This is a genomic window from Pseudomonas sp. GW456-E7 (assembly GCF_059424105.1).
Genome location: NZ_JBWKZB010000019.1, coordinates 1 through 17,542 on the forward strand (window position 1 = coordinate 1; position 17,542 = coordinate 17,542).

Annotated in this window: 15 protein-coding genes; 2 read left to right on the top strand and 13 right to left on the bottom strand. The window is 60.5% G+C overall.

The annotated features are described in order from the left end of the window. From AC07YV_RS14120 to AC07YV_RS14145, 6 genes are all read right to left on the bottom strand, one after another. On the bottom strand, positions 1–770 hold a 770-nt coding region (locus AC07YV_RS14120), incomplete at its 3' end, for an aldehyde dehydrogenase family protein (RefSeq protein ID WP_494990313.1). A gap of 75 nt (positions 771–845) precedes the next feature. Next, the gene (phnX, locus tag AC07YV_RS14125) at positions 846–1,673 is read right to left on the bottom strand and encodes a phosphonoacetaldehyde hydrolase (RefSeq protein ID WP_007970212.1); all 828 of its coding nucleotides are present in this window, start codon (positions 1,671–1,673) and stop codon (positions 846–848) included. 39 nt (positions 1,674–1,712) lie between these two features. Beyond that, positions 1,713–3,053 carry an MFS transporter gene (locus AC07YV_RS14130; RefSeq protein ID WP_102700009.1) on the bottom strand — a complete coding sequence of 447 codons (1,341 nt, stop codon included), beginning with the start codon at positions 3,051–3,053 and terminating at the stop codon, positions 1,713–1,715. Between the two features lie 272 nt (positions 3,054–3,325). Then, positions 3,326–4,492 (bottom strand): 2-aminoethylphosphonate--pyruvate transaminase, encoded by a 1,167-nt coding sequence (locus AC07YV_RS14135; protein ID WP_102700010.1) that lies wholly within the window; start codon positions 4,490–4,492, stop codon positions 3,326–3,328. A 254-nt stretch (positions 4,493–4,746) separates the two neighbouring features. Further along, on the bottom strand, positions 4,747–6,138 hold the full coding sequence (locus AC07YV_RS14140) for an FAD-dependent oxidoreductase (RefSeq protein ID WP_102700011.1): 1,392 nt from the start codon (positions 6,136–6,138) through the stop codon (positions 4,747–4,749). 47 nt (positions 6,139–6,185) lie between these two features. Beyond that, positions 6,186–6,536: a RidA family protein gene (locus AC07YV_RS14145; protein WP_102700012.1), complete on the bottom strand. Its 351-nt coding sequence runs from the start codon at positions 6,534–6,536 to the stop codon at positions 6,186–6,188. A gap of 123 nt (positions 6,537–6,659) precedes the next feature. On the opposite strand from AC07YV_RS14145, the gene AC07YV_RS14150 reads away from it, so the two are divergent. Together AC07YV_RS14150 and AC07YV_RS14155 are read left to right on the top strand one after the other, a co-directional pair. Beyond that, positions 6,660–7,535 carry a LysR substrate-binding domain-containing protein gene (locus tag AC07YV_RS14150; RefSeq protein ID WP_102700013.1) on the top strand — a complete coding sequence of 292 codons (876 nt, stop codon included), beginning with the start codon at positions 6,660–6,662 and terminating at the stop codon, positions 7,533–7,535. 182 nt (positions 7,536–7,717) lie between these two features. Beyond that, positions 7,718–9,619: a potassium transporter Kup gene (locus AC07YV_RS14155; protein WP_102700014.1), complete on the top strand. Its 1,902-nt coding sequence runs from the start codon at positions 7,718–7,720 to the stop codon at positions 9,617–9,619. A 90-nt stretch (positions 9,620–9,709) separates the two neighbouring features. On the opposite strand, the gene AC07YV_RS14160 is transcribed toward AC07YV_RS14155, so the two are convergent. The 7 genes from AC07YV_RS14160 to AC07YV_RS14190 form a co-directional block, all read right to left on the bottom strand. Continuing rightward, positions 9,710–11,926 carry a DUF3604 domain-containing protein gene (locus AC07YV_RS14160; protein WP_102700015.1) on the bottom strand — a complete coding sequence of 739 codons (2,217 nt, stop codon included), beginning with the start codon at positions 11,924–11,926 and terminating at the stop codon, positions 9,710–9,712. A 39-nt stretch (positions 11,927–11,965) separates the two neighbouring features. Then, entirely contained in the window at positions 11,966–12,964 is a 999-nt protein-coding gene (locus AC07YV_RS14165) for a HupE/UreJ family protein (protein ID WP_102700016.1), read from the bottom strand. Next, positions 12,964–13,872, bottom strand: a complete 909-nt coding sequence (locus tag AC07YV_RS14170; protein ID WP_102700017.1) for a peptidyl-prolyl cis-trans isomerase — start codon at positions 13,870–13,872, stop codon at positions 12,964–12,966. The genes AC07YV_RS14165 and AC07YV_RS14170 overlap by 1 nt, the downstream gene beginning before the upstream one ends. Before the next feature lie 239 nt (positions 13,873–14,111). After that, positions 14,112–14,282, bottom strand: a complete 171-nt coding sequence (locus AC07YV_RS14175) for a hypothetical protein (protein WP_158248446.1) — start codon at positions 14,280–14,282, stop codon at positions 14,112–14,114. A 151-nt stretch (positions 14,283–14,433) separates the two neighbouring features. Then, complete coding sequence (locus tag AC07YV_RS14180; RefSeq protein WP_494990314.1) at positions 14,434–16,014, bottom strand: arylsulfatase; 1,581 nt, start codon at positions 16,012–16,014, stop codon at positions 14,434–14,436. A gap of 84 nt (positions 16,015–16,098) precedes the next feature. After that, a complete protein-coding gene (locus tag AC07YV_RS14185) occupies positions 16,099–16,731 on the bottom strand; it encodes an SDR family NAD(P)-dependent oxidoreductase (protein WP_102700349.1) in 633 nt (210 codons plus the stop codon). Next, positions 16,728–17,375 carry a TetR/AcrR family transcriptional regulator gene (locus AC07YV_RS14190; RefSeq protein WP_102700350.1) on the bottom strand — a complete coding sequence of 216 codons (648 nt, stop codon included), beginning with the start codon at positions 17,373–17,375 and terminating at the stop codon, positions 16,728–16,730. The genes AC07YV_RS14185 and AC07YV_RS14190 overlap by 4 nt, the downstream gene beginning before the upstream one ends. Positions 17,376–17,542 lie beyond the last annotated feature (167 nt).

Genomic DNA, 17,542 nt, shown 5'->3' on the forward strand with positions numbered 1-17,542 from the left:
ATGATGTTTTCCGCCGCGCATTTCATGATGTGCGAGCCAACCGGGGTCGAGCCGGTGAAGGCGATCTTGGCGATGCGTTTGCTGGTGGCCAGGGCTTCCCCGGCTTCTTTGCCGAAGCCTTGCACGATGTTCAGCACGCCTGGTGGCAGCAGGTCGCCGATCAGTTCGACCAGCACGGTGATGCCCAGCGGGGTCTGCTCGGCGGGCTTGAGCACGATGCAGTTACCGGCAGCCAGGGCCGGGGCGAGTTTCCACGCGGCCATCAGGATCGGGAAGTTCCACGGGATGATCTGGCCGACCACGCCCAACGGCTCATGGAAGTGATAGGCCGCGGTGTGTTCGTTGATTTCGGCGGAGCTGCCTTCCTGGGCGCGGATGCAACCGGCGTAGTAGCGGAAGTGGTCCACCGCCAGCGGGATGTCGGCGTTCAACGTTTCACGCACGGCCTTGCCGTTGTCCCAGGTTTCGGTGACGGCCAGCAGTTCGAGGTTCTGCTCGATGCGGTCGGCGATCTTCAGCAGCGCCAGGGAGCGGTCCTGCACCGAGGTCTTGCCCCAGGCATCGGCAGCGGCGTGGGCAGCGTCCAGGGCCTTGTCGATGTCTTCGGCCGTGGAGCGGGGGAATTCGGCAATCGGTTGGCCATTCACCGGCGAGGTGGTGGTGAAGTACTGACCTTTGACCGGCGCGACGAACTCGCCGCCGATGTAGTTGCCGTAGCGGGACTTGAAGGAAACGATGGCACCGGCAGTGCCTGGGTGGGCGTAGTTCATGATCGGGTTCTCTTGTTGTTTTGGGGTGTGACCGCCCACAGGACGGTCACTGTCAGGTGCACAAGCCGTGCAGGGTCAGGAACCCTGAGGGGTTTCGCCACGAGCCAGGCGCGCATTGATGTCTTCAATGACGGCCGGTAGATCGACGATGGTGTCGATCAGGTAGTGCGGGCGCGAACCTTCGAACATCCTGGTGATGCGGGCACGCTCTTCGGCCAGCTTGTCCGAAGGCAAGTCCCTGAACTGGTCATAGGTCAGCCCCAGTGCGTTGCCGGAGCAGGTCAATGCGACCGTCCACATGCCGGCACTGCGGCCTTCAAGGATGCCTGGCCAGGTGTCGTCGACCTTGACGCAGGCGGCCACATCGCTGATGCCCAGAGCGATCACGTTGGCCAGGGCCTGGGCCGGGTGCGGACGGCCATTGGGTACTTCGTCAGTGGCCACGACGTGGTCGGCAACGTAGCCGTTCTTGCGCGCCAGCTCGACGACTTTCTCCATGACCACCGCCGGGTAACCCGAGCACGAACCGATTTTCAGACCCTTGTCGCGCAAGGCATCGATCGTATCCAGGGCCCCTGGAATCAGCGCCGAGTGCAGGGCGATCTTCTCGATCTGCAAGGGCATGAAGCGCTCATAGAGGGCGGTGACATCGTCATCCGTCGGCAGGCGTCCGAAGGCTGCCTGGTAACGTGCGGCGATCTGCGGCTCGTTGCACAACGTGCGGATGTGGTCCCACTTGCCCATGCCCATCGGACCCCGGGCCTCTGCCAGGGAGACCGCTACGCCAAACTCGGCGAAGGCTTCGACAAAAATCTGCGTGGGTGCAAAGGAACCGAAATCAACGACGGTGCCCGCCCAGTCCAGAACCACGGCTTGCAGTTGGGAAGGTTGTTTGTATTGCATGATGATTGCTCCAGGGAAAGGTGAGTGGGTAGTACGAATTCAAGGCGTGGTGCCGACAATGACCGGTTGTACCGGGGTCGATACCAACAGCGGGTTTTCCAGTGTTTTCGGCCGGCTGTTCCAGAAGGGCACCAGCATCAGGCTGGCCAGGAGTGCGGCGCCGGTGAACACCAGGAACACGGTGATGGTGTCGAAGTAACCCGGCAGCAGGCCGCCAAGGACTGCACCCACCGAACCGCAGCCGTTGACGAAGCCCGCGGCGGAGGCAGCCCCGTCCTTGCTGCCGAAGTCGATGGCCGCCGAGCCGCTGATCATCGAGTCCGGCCCGTAAAGCGTCAGGCCCATCATGAACAGCAGGCCGACCACCATGTACAGGCTGCCGCTTTGCATGGCGGGAACGAACAGTCCCAGGCAGACAGTGAGGACCACCAGGCTGAGCACGCAGGCTGGTATGCGGCGAGCGCCGAAGTATTTGTCCGAGGCGATACCGATGAGGATGGGGCCTACCAGACCTGCCAGTTCAAACGAGGTGGGGACGATGGCGGACGCTACCTTGCCGATCTCGGGCATGCGTTCGTAGATGATCACCGGGCCCCACAGCAGGATGGCGTAGCGCGCCGGCTTGAGCATGAAATAGGCCAGGCCGAGAATCAGCACGGTGCGATTTTTCATCACGGTCCGTATGCCGGCCCACATGCTTTCGCGGGGAACCACGACGTTGCTGACCGGTTCGATCTCGATTTCGACAGCAGGCAGGCCTACGTCTTCCGGACGGTTGCGTTGCAGGAAATAGAACAACACCGCCACCACCAGCACGACAACGGCACTGCTGATGAACGCGATGCGCCAGTCGTGATAGGCCTGGTAAGCCCACCAGCCGGCAAACGGCGTGGCCACCAGACCGCCAAAGGCGTACGAGGTGCTCCAGTAACCGAGTACGCGGCCACGCTCACTGGTACTGAAGAAACTCCCGACGTTCTTGCACAGGCCCGACCAACCGGTGGATTGGGCGAAGCCCTGCACCAGCATGCAGGAGACGAAGATCGGTAGCGTGGCGTAGGTCCCCATCAGGAGCGCCGCCGCCGCCGAAATGACCAGGCCGCTGAGGACCACCACCCTTGGGCCGAAACGGTCGGAGAAGTTGCCCCACAGGAACTGGCCCACGGCATAGGCCGTCAGGTACAGGGCATCGAGGTTGGCCATCACGGCCTTTTCGAGCATGAAGTCCGGGTCTTCGCCAATGCCAAGCTTGGCCACGGAAAACGCTTTGCGGGTGAAGTAGAAGGCGGCGTATGCCACCCAAGTGATGAGGAAGATCTGCACGCGCCAACGCTGGAGGGATTTCCAGCCGGTGGCGAGAGGGCTTGTCGTGTTGTTCATGGTGTACTGATCCCGTATGTGGTGCCAGACAGCGCAAATTGGTCGGTTTTTGTTTTTGTTTTCGGTGCACAAGTCTGTCCATTCGCACGACATCGACAGATGAACATGCGAATGGCATCAGGCTTTTATTCATGAATTACGCGATCGCTGACTCCTGCCCGGCGCTGCCGAGCGGTACGTCATCGAATCCATGGTTTAAAAAAAGATCCCTGCCCAAAGGTGCTACCCATTGCACCTTCGCTCGAATCGGCAGAGACCTTTAAAGGGGTCGATCAGGCCGCGGGCTTGAACATGTCCACGTCCATGGCGACCAGGCTGTCCGCGATTGCGCGGAGCAACTGATGGACGATGTATTCGTCGATCTGGCCGATGCAGCCGATGCGGAAACTCTCGGCAACGGTCAACTTGCCGGGGTAGATGATGAACTGCCGGGCCTTGAGTTCTTCGTAGAAGCGCGTGAAATCGAAGTTGGGATGTTCAGGGCTGAAGAACGTGGTGATGATCGGCGACAGCCAACGGTCTTCCAGCAGCGTCTTGAAACCCAGTTCGCGCATGCCGGCAACCAGCACGTCGCGGTTGCGGGTGTAGCGTGCCAACCGGCCGTGCACGCCACCTTCGTCGCTGTGCTGTTCCAGTGCCTTGTGGAACGCCACCACACTGTGGGTCGGCGGTGTGAAGCGCCATTGGCCGGTGCGCTCCATGTAGGCCCATTGCTCGAAGAGATCGAGGGACAGCGAGTTGGCGCGGCCTTTGGCGGCTTCCAGCACGGAACGGCGGATGATCACGAAACCGAAGCCCGGGATACCCTCGATACACTTGTTGGCGGAGGACACCACCACGTCGAAGGCTATTTCGTTCACCGTCAGCGGCACGGCCCCGAAGGAACTCATGGCATCGATGATCAGGCTCTTGCCGTGGGCCTTCACCACATCGGCGATTTCACGCAGCGGGTTGAGGATCCCGGAGCTGGTTTCGCAATGGACGACGAAGACGTTGGTGATGTCAGGGTTGGCCTTGAGCAGGGCGTCCACTTCTTCGGGCTGGGGCGGCAGGTAATCGCCCTTGTCCAGGGTAATGAACGCGCGACCGAGGTATTCCAGGGTCTTGGTGGCGCGCTGACCGTAGGCGCCGTTCATCAGCACCAGGGCTTTGCCGTCACGCGGGATGGCGGTGGCCAGGGCGGCCTCGACCGAGTAGCTGCCGCTGCCTTGCAGTGGCACGCAGGCGAAGCTGTCATCCTCTACGCCGGCCATGCCCAGCAGTTTCTGGCGAACTTCAGCGGTGACCTGATTGAAGGCACCGTCCCATGATCCCCAGTCGCGCAGCATGGCTTCCTTGGTGGCTTTGGAAGTGGTCAGCGGGCCCGGGGTCAGCAGGTAGGGTTCACCCAGGGCTGGGGTTGCCAGTGGCTGGGTAGTCGGGAATTCGGCTTTGGTCATGATCTTCTCCGGCGGTGTTGTTTTTGTGGGGAGTGATGCATGGGTTGATAAAAACATCTGGCAAGAAATAACTGAAATCGATTTATCACATGTCACAAACAAGCTGAGCTTATAAGTGGCAATGCACTTGTCTGGAGCTGGTGCAGTTCGCTGCACGCATGAATTGACAGGAAGCGGATTAACCCCGCGCGGTGCATGACCGGGCGGGGTTTTGTGTGGGGCAACGTGAAATTTCGCCTGGAGGGCGAGGCGATTTACCCCTTGTCCGCCTTGCCGGCGGCTGCCGCGAATTTCGCCAGGCGCACGTCAAGTCGACGGGGAGGCCGGTTGTGGTCTTCAGCATGCTCCTTGCGGCGAATGGCGTTACGCACCATCAATGAGCCCAGGTAGCGGACCGGCTCCGGCGGAAAATGCCCAAGCGGACCTTGGACCAGTGGCGAGCGCGTCCAGGGGTTGTCCACCCCGAGCACCAGCGACGACAGGATCTGCCCACCCATATGGCACGGACCTACGCCGCTGCCGGAATAGCCGAAGCCATAGAAGACGTTGCCGCTCGCGCCCATGCGACCGAAGAAAGGCAGGCCGGTGACCGAGCGATCGGAAGGGCCGTTCCAGGTGGCGGCGATACCGACGTCGGCAAAGTCCGGAAAGAACTCCGTCAGCGTGTTGCGCAACAGCCCTGCGTAGGGCGATGGCTGGTCGAACACGGGCAGGATGCGACCGCCGTAGGCAAAGGTGTTCCCCCCTTTGCCGAGCATGATCCGGCCGTCCGGGGTGTTGTGGTAGTAGTGCACGAAAATCCGCGAGTCGAGTACGGTGACCCCGCTGGTCAGGCCGATCCGCTCGAGCAAGTCCGGTCGCGGCTCGGTGATGATCATGTCGCTGGAGACAATGGCCACCGAACGCGAGAACTGTGGAAAGGCACGAGCCATCCAGGCGTTCATCGCCAGCACGACCCGGTCGCAGGTCACTTTGCCGTTCGGCGTGTTGACGCTGGCGGGCATGCCTTCTTCCAGACCGGTCATCGGCGTGCCCTCGTAAATCCGTACGCCCAGTTCCAGCGCCACCCGGCGCAGTCCACGGACCAGCTTGCCCGGCTGCACACTGGCAGCCGCCGGGGAGAACCAGCCCTCGATGTGCCGGGCCGAGCCGGCCATGCGTTGCACGTCAGGTAGCGCACATTTGGCAAAAGAGTTGATGCCATGGCGCTCCAGCGCCGCGATCACCCCGTCGGTCGAGCCGACCTGGGCACGGTTGGTCGCCGTATAGAGCGTGCCGTCGAGACGGTAATCGGCATCCACCGCGTACTTTTCGCAAAAGGTGCCGATGGCGTAGATGCTCTGCTCCGACTCCTTGACCAGGCGTATCGCCTCCTTGACGCCGAACAAGCGCTCCAGGGTGAAGTACTTGGCCGACCATGACAGCGCGCAGCCGCCATTGCGCCCACTGGCGCCGGCACCGCAGATGTCGGCTTCGACGATGACCACGTCCAGCTCGGGATTCTGTTCCTTGAGCATGATGGCGGTCCACAGACCGGTATAGCCGCCGCCGACGATGCAGACGTCGGCGCGGGTGTTCTGTTGCAGCGCAGGGCAGGGCGCAGCGGGTTGATTCTTCAGGGCCTGGTCCAGCCAGAAAGGGCGCATTGGGTGATCTCCGTTGGAACGGTTCGAGGGCAGGGTTGAGGGCACGATCAGCCGCAGGCAGCGACCACGATCATTTCGACCCGCCAACCGGGGTCGATCAGATCAGCCAGAGTGCAAGCGCGCGTGGGGGCATGGCCTTCAGGGAAAAACTCGTCCCAGACCCGGTTCAACCCTTCATAGTCTTCGCGATGGGCGAGCAGGATGCGCACCGAAAGCACCTGCTCGCGGTGGCTGCCGGCACTGAGCAAAAGTTGCTCGATAGCGACCAACACCTCGCGGGTCTGCGCCTCGATATCGCCACTGAGATCGGTGGCAACCTGGCCACCGATGTACAGATGGTTGTCGTAGCGGACCATGTCCGAACGGCGTTTTGTCGCAGCGAAACGTTCAATTTCCATAGGGCATTCCTGGAGGGATACGAGGGACGGCACTTGTGAAAATCATGCTTGCAGTTCACTGTTCATAAATAAAATCGATTTATCGTATGTACGAATAAGCTGAACCTATAGCAAGGTGCGCCAATGACGATTTCCCATACCCAACTCAAGGCGTTTCACGCCGTCGCCATGAATGGCAGCTTCACCCGGGCGGCCGAGCAACTCTGCCTGTCGCAACCTGCGGTATCCGACCAGGTGCGCAAGCTCGAGGATTATTACGGGGTGATGGTGTTCTACCGCGACAAGCGCCTGGTGCGCCTGACGGAAGTGGGCGAGCGCCTGTTCGGCCTGACCCAGCGCCTGTTCGATATCAGTGTCGATGCCCACGACATGCTCACGGACTACCGCACCCTGTCGACCGGGACCCTGAACCTTGCCGTGGATGCGCCGGTGCACGTCCTGCCCTATGTCTCACGCTTCTGCAGCCGTTATCCCGGCATCGATGTGAAGATCGAAACCGCCAATACCGATGAGGTCCTGCAGCGGTTGTTCAGTCACCAGGCCGACATCGCTCTGCTGGGGCGCGACATCGAAGACGATCGCTTGATGACACTGCACCTTCGCAGCGATCCCATGCTCGCTTTCGTCGCCCAGGACCATCCCTGGGCGCAACGAGCGTCTATCTGCCTGGCCGACCTGCACGACACGCCCATGGTCCTGCGCGAGCAGGGCTCGGTCACGCGCTTATCCCTGGAAGAGGAGATGGCAGCGGCGGGCCTGCACATCCGCAAGGCCATCGAAGTGGAGGGGCGTGAAGCCGCGCGCGAGGCGGTGGCGATCGGCATGGGGGTCGGGGTCGTCTCGGCCGCCGAACTGGGCTCGGATTCTCGGGTTCGCGGCTTGCCGATCGTTGACTGTCAGCGGCATTTCACCGAGACATTGGTGTGCCTGCGAGCGCAGAGCACGCGGCGCATCTTGACGACCTTTTTCGACATGGTTCGAGAAGGGCTGGGCGAGTGAGGTTTATCGTTCGATCGCGCCGTTTAATTTTTACGCTTTCTTTACGGTAGGCGGTTTTGCCCCCAACGATACTGGCCGCGTTTTTTCAGACCATCCATGCGTCTGCATTTCCAATGACGCTGGCACTGGATTGCCCAAGGATGGCGTGAACTGTCTCCCCCGCAATTTGAGAGAAGCGACCCTTGAGTGAAAATGTAACCGGCGTGCATGCAGATTCCCGATCCAAAACCTCAGGAGCGGGCTTGCTCGTCGCCGCCGTTGGTGTGGTCTACGGGGACATTGGCACCAGCCCCCTCTACACGCTGAAAGAAGTCTTTTCCGGCCACTACGGGGTTCAGGTCAATCACGACGGGGTGCTTGGCATTCTGTCGTTGATCTTCTGGTCGCTGATCTGGGTGGTCTCGATCAAATACGTGTTGTTCATCCTGCGTGCCAACAATCAGGGCGAAGGCGGCATCATGGCGTTGACGGCGTTAGCTCGCCGCGCGGCAGCACCTTATCCGTACATGAGCAAGGTACTGGTACTGCTCGGCCTGTTTGGTGCGGCACTTTTTTACGGGGACAGCATGATTACCCCGGCCATTTCGGTGCTCTCTGCGGTTGAAGGACTACAGTTGGCGTTTGACGGGATCGAGCACTGGGTCGTGCCCTTGTCAGTGATCGTGCTGGTGGCGCTGTTCTTGATACAAAAACATGGCACGGCTCGAATCGGCATCCTGTTCGGTCCGGTCATGGTGCTGTGGTTCGTGGTGTTGGGTGCGCTGGGGATCTACGGGATTTTGCAGCGCCCGGAAGTTTTGCAAGCGCTCAACCCTGTTTGGGCCGTACGGTTCTTCGTGGTTCATCCGGGAATGGGTGTGGCGATTCTGGGGGCTGTCGTGTTGGCATTGACCGGTGCTGAAGCACTGTATGCCGACATGGGCCACTTTGGTCGAAAGCCGATTTCCCGTGCCTGGTTCATGCTCGTACTGCCCGGTTTGGCGCTCAATTACTTTGGCCAGGGCGCGTTGATCCTGGGAAACCCGGAGGCGGTGCGTAACCCGTTCTATTTGCTGGCGCCTGACTGGGCACTGCTGCCGATGGTCGCGCTCTCCACACTGGCCACCATCATCGCTTCACAAGCCGTGATTTCCGGGGCTTTCTCCCTGACTCGCCAGGCCATTCAGTTGGGCTACATTCCGCGCATGTTTATCCAGCACACCTCCAGTCAGGAGCAGGGGCAGATTTACATCGGCACGGTTAACTGGGCACTGATGGTCGGTGTCGTTCTGCTGGTCATCGGTTTCGAGTCGTCCAGTGCATTGGCCGCAGCCTATGGCGTCGCGGTGACGGGGACCATGCTGATCACCACGATCCTGTCTTCGGCAGTCGTCCTGCTCCTATGGAAAACGCCGCGCTGGCTGGCCATTCCCATGCTGCTCGGCTTCTTGCTCGTAGACAGTCTGTATTTCGCGGCCAATGCGCCGAAGATCTTCCAGGGCGGTGCGTTCCCGGTGATCGCCGGGATTGGTCTGTTCATTTTGATGACGACCTGGAAGCGCGGCAGAAAAATTATTGTCGAGCGGCTGGATGAAACGGCGCTGCCACTACCGCTGTTCATCAGCAGCATCCGTACGCAACCCCCCCATCGCGTACAAGGCACGGCGGTGTTCCTGACGGCCAGGACCGATGCTGTTCCTCATGCGCTGCTGCACAACCTGCTGCATAACCAGGTTTTGCATGAGCAAGTGGTATTGCTGACAGTAGTGTCTGAAGACAGCCCTCGTGTGAGTGCGGAACGGCGGTTCGAGGTTGAAGCCTATGGTGAAGGCTTCTTCCGGGTCAGTCTGCACTTTGGTTTTATCGAGGAGCCTGATGTGCCCTTGGCCTTGAGTCTCTGTCATTTGACCGAACTGGACTTCAGTCCGATGCGCACGACCTATTTCCTCAGCCGGGAAACGGTGATCCCGACCAAACGAATCGGTATGGCCCGTTGGCGAGAAAGCCTGTTCGCATTTTTGCTGAAAAATGCCAATAGCAATCTGAAGTACTTCAAGTTGCCACTGAATCGGGTAATAGAACTGGGCACACAGGTTGAGATGTAAAGAGTCATCGGATGGCCTTTTGGGGCTGCGGTCCTTTCGCGACAATCTGCTGGCACCGATGCGTGCAGAGCATCGGTGCCGGCCCCGGCGCTACTTGACCGCTTCAACCTCATAATTCACATAACCGAATTCGTTGCTGCGAGCCGCCACGTACTTGCCGTTCTGCTCGAACACCGTGGCCTCGAAAGGCGAGCCGCCGAGTGTTGTCAGCAGGTGCCCGTCCTTGATTTCATACTTGGCCGGTACGCCGAACTGACCGCCATGCAGCATGTTCAGGTATTCCCCCTCAGCGGGCGGCTTGCCATCGACGCTGGCGACCAGGCGTTGGCCGTCAGTGCCATAGACGATTTCGAATGTCTGGCCGGTGACGGTGTTGCGCACCTTGATGGTTTTGCCCACCACGAAGGTTTGCAACTGCTCGTTGGTGAGCGCTTTGGCGCCTTCGGTTTTCAGTTGATCGATGGTTTTGCCGGCAGCGACCGTCTTGCTGTCTTCGGCTGTCGGCGTGTACCAGATCGGTGAGGTCCACGCGCGTTCCTGGACGGTGGGCGAGACGTCGCCCGGTGGCGGTACTTGCAGCTTGGCCGCGTCATAGGTGCTCCAGCGCGGTGTCGGGATCTGTAGTGCGCGGGCGTAGTAGAACGCGTGCTGGGCCGGATCGAAGTCCGGATCGACCCAGACTTTTTTCAGCTCGGTGGCACCGATGGTATTGGTGTAGGTCGCCTTGGACACATCGACTGTCGAGCCCACTGGAGGGACTTTGCCGGTGACCGGATCCGGTTGGCGATCACCGGCCCAGGCGACGTCGTAGACCTTCTCGAAGGTCTGGCCGTTTTTGGTCCAGCCCTTGATGATCTGGATGCGGTCGAGGTTGCCATCGTCGGCATCCTTGACCGCCCATACCACGAAGGACGGTGCCTGTTTACCCGGTTTTGCCGGCAAGTCGCCGCCCATGGGAACGCCCTTGGCGTAGGCGGCATGCACCCAGTCTTTTTCGTTCCACAGACTGCTGTCGAAGCCCCAGCCACCAAACATGCGTACGGGGATGCGCACGCCGCTGGTGCCGTAGACCTCTTTACGCTTCATGGCATCGAAGATCGATTCACGGGTGTTTTCTTCCGCCCAGACACCGGCAAGACCGGAGGTGCTGGTTTGCAGGGCTATCATGCCCGAGTTCTGTTTGCCGGAAAGCCGCGCCGCCGGGGTGCTGTCGGTAAATCCGTGGGAGCCGAAGTTGTTGCTCTGCGAATAGGGAATCACCCCGTTGTGCGAATCGCTGGCGCCGACCACGCCCATCTTGTACGGGTTGTAGCCGCGGGCTTCCTGCATGGCCATGCCGTTTTGCCAGGCTTGCCTGATGTAGCTGCCGTTGAGTTTGGAGGTGCTGTTGTCGATGCCGATCAGGAAACTCATGATTTCATAATTGGCAAATTCGTCGGTTGGCGACAGCTCGGGGTGGGTTTCGGAAGTGCCCTTGACCTGGTGAATCTCCGTGAGCGATTCATTGCGCATCCGCGTTTCGGCCCACGCCGCATCGATGGGGCGGCCACGGTCATCGACGTCCACTGGAAACATCAGGCCGTTGCTGAGGTTGGCATTGTGGGAGATCGCCAGTATTTCGTTGCCCTTTTTCCGTTGATCGTCCATCCAGCTCCACAAGTCCTCGGGTTTGCTCGAGTCGAGGGCCGTGAAGGGCAGGTCCGGCACCTTCTTCGAATCACGGAAAAACACGTTGCGGTGCATGTTCTGATTGTTCGGTGCCGAGGTCCATTCATAGGCGACGAAGGTGGTGAACTTGCCGGGCTTGTAGTACTTGTCGGCGATGGCGATGTTCTGCTGCCAGATGTTGCCGGCCACCTTCGGATCAATCAGTTCCTTGATGGGGTTGTTCAAGCTGCCGGCGATCCACTTGAACACCCGGTTGAAATCCGCCGGCGTCTTGGCGATCAGTTTTTGCGCGATGGGCAGTTTGCTGAAGTCTGACTTCGGATCGTTGGCCAGGGCGATCACGCCCACGTATTCCGAGTGATCGGTCACGCCATGGAAATCCAGCGGTCGGCCTTTGAGCTGCACTTCAAACCCCATCGGATGCTTGACCGGCATGCCAAGCGAGTATTGGTAGGCCTGCTCGGGATCGACCTGATGGTTGCCGATCAGGTAGGCATCGATCGACCAGGAGCTGTGCGAGTGCGTCTGGCCAAAGTAAACCTCGCGGTCCGGGTTGCCCTCTGCCAATGCCAACGAGCTGACAGTGAGCACGGCGCAACCGAGCAGTGACGGCGTGGTGAAGTGTGTAGGGGTTTTCATATTCCACGTCTCCGGAATACGGCAGTGACAAGGTGAAGTTCAGGCCCAGAAGCTCGAGACTCGTTCGAAAAACCAGAAGGCCGCCAGGGTTCCCAACCCGTAGGCCGCAACCGGTCGGGCATACAGGAGCGCGGACCGTGGCAGCCGACAACGCAGCAACAGCGCTCGCAGGCACAGCACGGCGGCGACGAACATCAACTGACCGATCTCGACGCCGACATTGAACGTGAACAGCGCCAGCGGCAGGTCGCGCTGGGGCAAGCCGATTTGCGCCAGCGCCCCGGCAAAACCAAAGCCGTGCAACAGGCCAAAACAGAACGCCACCACCCATGGCCATTGGATGGTGAAGCTGACGTCGCCGCGGTTCTTGCGGGTGATTTCCACCGCCAGCAAGAGGATGCTCAGGGCAATCGTGGCCTCCACAGGCGGGCCGGGAAGCTGCACCGCCCCCAATGCTGCGAGCGCCAGGGTAATGGAGTGGGCGAGGGTGAACGCGGTGATGGTCTTCACCAGCATCCAGCCATTACCCACCAGCAGCAGGAGACCGAAGACGAACAGCAAGTGATCGAAGCCCCCCAGGATGTGCTGGACGCCATGGACCAGAAACGCACCGGCCACCGAGAACATTCCCGGCGTGGCAGCGATTTCCATCCAGGGTTGCGCGGGGTGGACGAGGGTGGTGGTCAGGCTGCCGTCCAGGCGCGAGACACGCACCAGCACATCGGTGATGCTCGCTTGCAGGCCGACAAACTCGATGCGCTGCCCGACCAGGCCGGCGGGACCGGCTTCAATGACCCGGCGTTCGATCAGCGAATCGTTCAGTTGGCTTTCCACCGGCTCAACGACAGTGCGCACACCTTCGGCAAACCGCAGCGCAATCGGCAAGCGCATGCCTGACAGCACTGGCGTGCGCCACAGTACGTCATAGCGCCCGGCAGCCGTTTCGTTGAGTTCCAGGTACGCGGGACGTGATTCATGGGCCATGGCGCTCAATGCCATGAGCCCGAGCAGCAACAGCAGCCAGACCCTGCGCCTCATCACGGCCGCTCCGTCTGGATAGCGGCAACGTCAGCGGCGGAGGCTGGCATTATCACCACGACTTCATAGCGTGCTTTGAGTGCATCGAAATTCGCGCGTTTCGATTCGCTGCGTTGCTCGGACAACCAATCGGACTTGACCTGTTGGGCCACGGTCTCGAAAGCCGGTGCCGGTGGTTTGGCCAGCGTATCGATCCACACCAGATGCCAGCCAAAACCTGATTCCGCAGGCCCCACCCAACGTCCCGGCGTTTGCTGGAACAACGAAACGGCGAACTTTGAACCGAAGACCCGCGCCACTTGATCCTGTGATTGCTCTGTGTAGGCGCTGTTAAACATGAACGCATCGCCTTCACCGCTGTTCCTGTCCGTCAGCCCCCTCAGCGCGGCTTGAGCCTGGGCCTGCGCATCCGCGCCGCGTTTGTCCAGGGCGAAGAACACATGATGAAAGGTCGCGAGGGGCGGCGGGGCATATTGGTCCTGATGCTGGTTGTACCAGGCCTCCAGTACACCCGGGGCCGGTTCGCGAAGTGAGGCGACATCTTCGGCGAGGAAATCCATTTTTTGCGCCAGTCGGCGGCGAATGATGGTGTCGTCTTTGTCCAGGCCAAGTTTCAGTGCTTCGCGATAGAGGATTTCCTCTTTCACATAGTCATCAATCAGGGCCTGCAACTGTTGCTCCGAGGCGGGGCGTTGCCAACGTGCCAGCCAGGAAATCGCGATCCGCTGAACAACTTCAGGAGTGATTTCGATGCGTTGCGGATCTTGATTGACCGTTGAACGGTGCAAACCTCCGTACAGTACGAAGAGTGCAAAACCGGCAACTAAAAAGTGCAGTAACGGCTGGCGCAGGCATCGTTTGATTAACGAAAGTCGAGATTCTTTCGCTTCGCAGACGCTCAAGTTCATGACTTATTGCCCCACGCTATTCTCGAATGGTTTTCGAAACAGAGTGGAGTATTGCTGCTGGGCCGGAACTTTCCAGCGAGGTTAATCACGATAAGCACTAAGCATTAGTCGCAATCGGATTAACCCGTTTCCCGGGGGCCCCTAAGGCGAAGTGAACCGCGGGTTCGTGTCCGCAGCCTGCGCCCGGTAGGCTTTGGGCGCGCAGCCTTGGTCGTTGTGGAAAAAGCGGCTGAGTGCGGTCAGTGCAGCGAGGCGAAACTCACCGCAGGCCGAAAACAGGTGTATGGATGGGATTTGCACGGATCGGCGGGCAGATAACGCGATTGCAGCCAGACTTCCTTGATCGGGGTGATGGTTACCAGCATCGCGGTCAGCGATGCAATGACACACAGCATTATTATTATTTTCATAGGCTCACCTGTTCGCGAACGTGAAGGGCGCAACGGATTGTCATGTGTTGAAAATAATGCAGCCGGGGTTTTGCGGCCCCCCCCCAACGTGGGGGGGCAGTGCTTGCCATAAAATACCGCCGCCTATTCGTCAGTCGGCGACGGCCTCACGTCATGGCTTGGGCTGTGCCTTGTTTTTTTCTTCGATCTTCGCATCTACCGCCGCCCGGATCTGGTCGATGCTGAAGCTGGCCGGTTTCTGGCTCGGAGGGTACTCGACGAAGGTCTGCAGGAATCTCGCCGCCTTGGCCACGCCCGCTGCCAGCAGGTAAGTGTTCTTCACGGTCCAGTCGTAATACTGGTCGGACACGACATCCGCCCGCTCATAAGGGTCCATCCGCAAGTTGAACAGCTTGGGCACGCGCAGCGGCACGAACGGGCTGCTCCACACCGCAAAGCCACCGGGTTCGCGCTGTTCGGCGAAGACCACTTTCCAGTGGTCGAAGCGCATCGACACCAGCACGCCGTCGTCGTTGAAGTAGTAGAACTCCTTGCGCTCGCCTTTAGGCTGTTGGCCGGTCAGGTAGGGCAGCTGGTTGAAACCGTCCAGATGCACTTTGAAGTTGTTGCCACCCGAGGTCGGTGCCCAACCCTTGAGCAGCTTTTCCTTCACGTCGGTTTCGCCCGCGGCTGCCAGCAAGGTCGGGAACCAGTCCATGCCCGAGAACAGCTCGTTGGAGACTTCACCGGCCTTGATCTTGCCCGGCCAACGCACAATGGCCGGCACACGGTAGGCGCCTTCCCAGTTGGAGTTCTTCTCGTTACGGAACGGCGTGGTTGCCGCGTCCGGCCAGGAGAACTGGTTCGGGCCGTTGTCGGTGGTGTAGACGACGATGGTGTTGTCGGCGATTTTCAGATCGTCGAGGGTCTTCAGCAGTTTGCCGACATCGCCGTCGTGCTCGAGCATGCCATCGGCGTAATCGTTGCCGGGCATGCCGCTCTGGCCCTTCATCGACTCGCGTACGTGGGTGAACAGATGCATGCGCGTGGTGTTCATCCACACGAAGAACGGTTTGTCCGCCTTGGCCTGCTTCTCGATGAACGCCTGCGCCGCCGCCGTGGTTTCATCGTCGATGGTTTCCATGCGCTTGGCGGTCAGCGCGCCGGTGTCTTCGATCTTGCCGTCGGCGTAGCTGTGGATCACGCCGCGTGGGGTTCGGGATTTGACGAAGTCCGGGTCATCCTTGGGCCAGTAAGGGCGCTCGGGTTCTTCTTCGGCGTTGAGGTGATAGAGGTTGCCGAAGAACTCGTCGAAACCGTGGTTGGTCGGCAGGAACTCGTCCTTGTCGCCCAGGTGGTTCTTGCCGAACTGGCCAGTAGCGTAGCCCTGGGACTTGAGCGCCTGGGCGATGGTGATGTCGCGTTTTTGCAGGCCGATCGGCGCGCCTGGCACGCCCACCTTGGTCAGGCCGGTGCGCAGCGGTGACTGGCCGGTGATGAACGACGAGCGCCCGGCGGTGCAGCTGTTCTCCGCGTAGTAGTCGGTGAACAGCATGCCTTCGTGGGCGATACGGTCGATGTTGGGCGTCTTGTAGCCGACCACGCCCATGGAATAGGCGCTGATGTTGGTCTGGCCGATGTCATCGCCGAAAATCACCAGAATGTTGGGTTTGTCAGCGGCATTCGCCGCCATTGCCATGACCGTTGTCGCCACCAGGGCGAGTTTCGGCAGCCACTTTTTTATGCGAGTCATCTAACTGGCTCCTTGTTGACGGGCGTCGCGCAGGGCGACCAGCGGCCATGTTCGAACGTCGTCAAAAGGTTCGCGCCACCCGTATCAGGTGGCGTGGCCGTCGATATGCAACACCGCGCCGGTGACGCTGGCGCCGGCACCGCTGGCCAGCAGTAACAAGGGGCCGTTGAGTTCTTGCAGGCCGGCGTCCTTGCCTCGACCGGCCGCGATGACGTTGACGCGAATGCGGTGCGGCGTCAGCGACTGGGCCATGGCGCGGCTCATGCGGATCAGGCTGCTATTGGCACGCAGGCACGGGTTTGGCTCGCTGATGGGGCGCGGCGGCGGGTCGATGTTGACGATGCTGCCACCGCGTTCGGCCCTGATCATGTGCAGGCTGGTGCAGTGGACGATGTGATTGTTCTGGGCAACATGCTCGCGCTCGGCGCTGTTGTTGATCAGCACATCGACGCTACCGAATCGCGCCTGCACGGTGTCCAGGGCGGCTTCGATGCTCGGTCTGCGGGCGCTGTCGAGGCTGACGACCAGGACTTCGCCACCTTCCCAATGCAGGTCGGCCGCCAGTTGCTCCAGCTGCGAAGGGTGCTGGCCACCGAGGGCTACACGGGCGCCGGCGCGGCTGATCAGACGGGCGAAATGCGCGCCCAGTCGAGTGCTGGCATCGGCCACCAGAACGGTCTTGCCGGCCATGGAAAACGGCTGCATGGGATCGCTCATGGACGTACCTCCGCGGGCATCGGGCGGCGGGTGACCAGGGCTCGTGGGGCGGGTATCCCGGGCGATGGAACAGGCGCGGCGCCGAGCATTTTCAACACCAGTTCCGAGTAATGGCGGATGACGGCATCGATGCTCCAGCGGCCATCGGCCTGGTACCAGACGCAGGCATGGGTGAGCATGTTGAACAGGGTGCGGGCCATCAATTTGGGTTCGGCGCAGCTCAGCGAACCTTCCTTGACCCCTTGTTCCAGCAGTTCCTGCAGGGCGTTCAGATACTGGCGCCGGGCTTGGCGGACCTGCTCCAGATCCTCTTCGGCGAGGCTTCTGAACTCCAGATTGCCCAGCATGGCCTCGTCCTGGTGTTCCAGGTGATAACGCACGTGGCAGGCGATGAAGGCGAGCAGTTTGATATCGGCGGTCGCGGACTTTTTGGGGCAACACCGTGCCCACTCCCGAGACACCCCCTGGAAATACTCGAGAACCAGCTCCAGCAGTAGTTCGTTTTTGCCTTTGTAGTAGAGGTACAGCGTCGAAGCGTTGATGCCAGCTTCAGTGGCGAGCTGACGCAGGCTCATCGAGCCGAAGCCGTTGCGCGAGATCAGTTTGATGGCGGCCAGGCGGATGTTGCTTTCAGTCATGTTCATGGGGTGGTCCTGCGGTCATCAAAACTCAAACACGGATTGTGTGGCGAGGGAGCTGTTGTGGGAGCGAGCCTGCTCGCGAAAAATGCCCGGACAGCCGCGGTCAATCAGATGAAGCGCGTTATCGTTGACGTCCATCGCGAGCAGGCTCGCTCCCACAACAAGCTCGC